Here is a 2,098-nt window from a genome sequence, read left to right as displayed (position 1 = left end):
CTCCGGGGACCGCGTCACGGCGGTCATCACCGACCAGGGGCGCATCCCCTGCGACACCGTGGTCCTCACCCCCGACCTGCCGGTCGCCTACCGGCTGCTCGGGCACCGGCCCCGCCGCCCGCTGCCGCTGCGGCACTCCCCCTCCGCCGTCGTCCTGCACGCGGGCACCGACCGCACCTGGCCGGACCTCGCCCACCACACGATCTCCTTCGGAGCCGCCTGGAAGGAGACCTTCCGCGAGCTGACCGGCACCGGCCGCCTGATGTCGGACCCCTCGCTGCTCATCACCCGCCCCACGGCGACCGATCCGGCCCTCGCGCCGCCCGGACGCCATCTGCACTACGTCCTCGCGCCCTGCCCCAACACCGACATCGGCCCCGGCACCGCCGACTGGCACAGCCTCGCCCCGCGCTACCGCGACCGCCTCCTGCTCGAACTCGAAGGGCGCGGACTCGACGGGCTCGCCGCGGCCATCGAGGAGGAGTGCCTGGTGACGCCGGTCGACTGGACGGCACAGGGGCACGCGGCCGGTACGCCGTTCTCCGCCGCCCACACCTTCGCCCAGACCGGTCCCTTCCGGCCGCGCAACCTCGTGCGCGGCACGGTCAACGCCGTCCTCGCGGGCTGCGGCACCACGCCGGGCGTCGGCGTGCCCACCGTCCTGATCTCCGGCAAGCTGGCCGCCGCCCGCGTCACGGGCGGCGGACCGGTCCGTACCGCAAGGAGGCCGCGCCCATGACCGTCAGAGAACTCGACGCGGCAGGCATCACCGACCCCGCCCTGCGCGCCGCCTACCACCACTGCCGGCGCCTCAACGCACGCCACGGCACCACCTACTTCCTCGCCACCCGGCTCCTTCCCGTAGCCCGCAGACCGGCCGTGCACGCCCTGTACGGCTTCGCCCGCTGGGCGGACGACATCGTCGACGACCTCGACTCGCTCGCCACACCGGCCGAGCGGGCCACCGCCCTCGACCGCCTCAGGGACGACCTCGGGGCCGGGCTGCGCACGGGCGGCGGCGCGGAACCCGTCGTCACCGCCCTCGCGGACACCGCCGCCCGCTACGCCATCCCGGCCGAGCACTTCACCGACTTCATGGCGTCGATGCGGCAGGACCTGGAGGTCACCGAGTACGCCGACTACGACGCCCTGTACCGCTACATGCACGGTTCCGCCGCCGTCATCGGCCTTCAGATGCTGCCCGTACTCGGCACCGTCGTCCCCCGCGACGAGGCCGCCCCGCACGCCGCCGCGCTGGGCGTCGCCTTCCAGCTGACCAACTTCCTGCGGGACGTCGGCGAGGACCTCGACCGGGGCCGCGTCTACCTCCCCGGCGACCTGCTCGCCGCCCACGGCGTGGACCGTGCCCTCCTGCGCTGGAGCAGGGACACCGACCGCCACGACCGCCGCATCACCCGGGCGCTCAAGGCCGCCGCCGCACTGACCCGGGGCGTCTACCGCGAGGCCGCCCCCGGCCTCGCCATGCTCGACCCGCTCTCCCGCCCCTGCATCCGCACCGCCTTCGTGCTGTACGGGGGCATCCTGGACGCCATCGCCGACGGCGGGTACGCCGTGCTGCACCACCGGGCCGTCGTCCCCGGTCACCGCAGGGCGGCCGTGGCCGGTGACGGTCTTGTCCGGCTGGCCTCCGCGCGCCTGCGCCACCGCACCGGGGGCGGCGGGCGGATCGCCCCGGCCCCGAGCCTCCGGAGGGAAACCGCATGACACACCGCCGCTCCCCCGTGACCGGACGCCTGCCGCTGCGCCTGCGCCGACGCCCCGTGCCCTGGGAGCGCCAGCGGCCCACCTGGCGCGAGGCCAGGCCCGGCGTGATCGCCGGGGCCCTGAAGCGGGCGCTGGCCCGCCCGTCGGGGAACTGGTACGTGATCGGCGGCAGCCGGGAACTGGGCCCCGACCGCCCGCTCGGCCGTACCGTCGCCGGGACCGAGGTGGTCGCCTGGCGCGACGCCGGAGGCGTGCTGCGCGCCGGGCCCGGCAGTTGCCCGCACCTCGGCGCTCCGCTGCGGGAAGGACCCGTGCACTGCGGCACGCTGCTCTGCCGCTGGCACGGGCTCGCCCTGGACGGGCGGGCCAGGGC

General features: G+C 76.1%; 3 protein-coding genes. All 3 read left to right on the top strand.

Annotation, left to right across the window (positions count from 1 at the left end; all coding sequences use genetic code 11):
* The coding region (crtI, locus tag AB8Z36_RS39165) for a phytoene desaturase family protein (RefSeq protein WP_369218126.1) at positions 1-739 on the top strand (739 nt) is incomplete at its 5' end.
* The gene (locus AB8Z36_RS39160; RefSeq protein ID WP_369218125.1) at positions 736-1,725 is read left to right on the top strand and encodes a phytoene/squalene synthase family protein; all 990 of its coding nucleotides are present in this window, start codon (positions 736-738) and stop codon (positions 1,723-1,725) included. The genes crtI and AB8Z36_RS39160, both read left to right, overlap by 4 nt.
* On the top strand, positions 1,722-2,098 hold a 377-nt coding region (locus AB8Z36_RS39155; RefSeq protein WP_369218124.1), incomplete at its 3' end, for a Rieske (2Fe-2S) protein. The genes AB8Z36_RS39160 and AB8Z36_RS39155, both read left to right, overlap by 4 nt.

Origin of the sequence: Streptomyces flavofungini (assembly GCF_041028215.1) — a bacterium.
Classification (GTDB): Bacteria; Actinomycetota; Actinomycetes; order Streptomycetales; family Streptomycetaceae; genus Streptomyces; species Streptomyces flavofungini_B.
The sequence above is the reverse complement of the archived record's forward strand: the minus strand, read 5'-3'. Positions and strand labels throughout refer to the sequence as shown.

Excerpts from the sequence above, each read along its gene's own strand:
- AB8Z36_RS39160 (WP_369218125.1), top strand. The coding sequence starts at position 736 with ATGACCGTCAGAGAACTCGACGCGGCAGGCATCACCGACCCCGCCCTG.